The organism is Corynebacterium sp. MSK158, from assembly GCF_030229085.1.
Lineage (GTDB): Bacteria > Actinomycetota > Actinomycetes > Mycobacteriales > Mycobacteriaceae > Corynebacterium.
Genome location: NZ_JASPHJ010000050.1, coordinates 1 through 258 on the forward strand (window position 1 = coordinate 1; position 258 = coordinate 258).

Below are 258 nucleotides of genomic sequence, written 5' to 3' on the forward strand. Positions count from 1 at the left end.
CTGCAGCGGCAGGCGCGGGTCATCGAAATTAGGATTTTCCGTTGTGTCACTCACGGACATTCACCCTACCTCACGCACTCGGCGAGTCACGCAATACGCAATCATCCGACGACCTGAGCCCAATCTTACCCTGCCGCAGTGGAATCAGCGTCGCGCCAAAGGCAATCAACAACGCCATGATGGACAGGCCGATTGCAACTGGCGCTGGCTCGATGGAAAACGACACCGCACCAAAGGCCACCGCGGACACCCAGAGGT

General features: G+C 58.5%; 1 pseudogene. It reads right to left on the reverse strand.

Annotation, left to right across the window (positions count from 1 at the left end):
• Positions 1 to 70: 70 nt before the first annotated feature.
• A pseudogene (locus QP915_RS11640) lies at positions 71 to 258 on the reverse strand (undecaprenyl-phosphate alpha-N-acetylglucosaminyl 1-phosphate transferase); the annotation flags it as partial.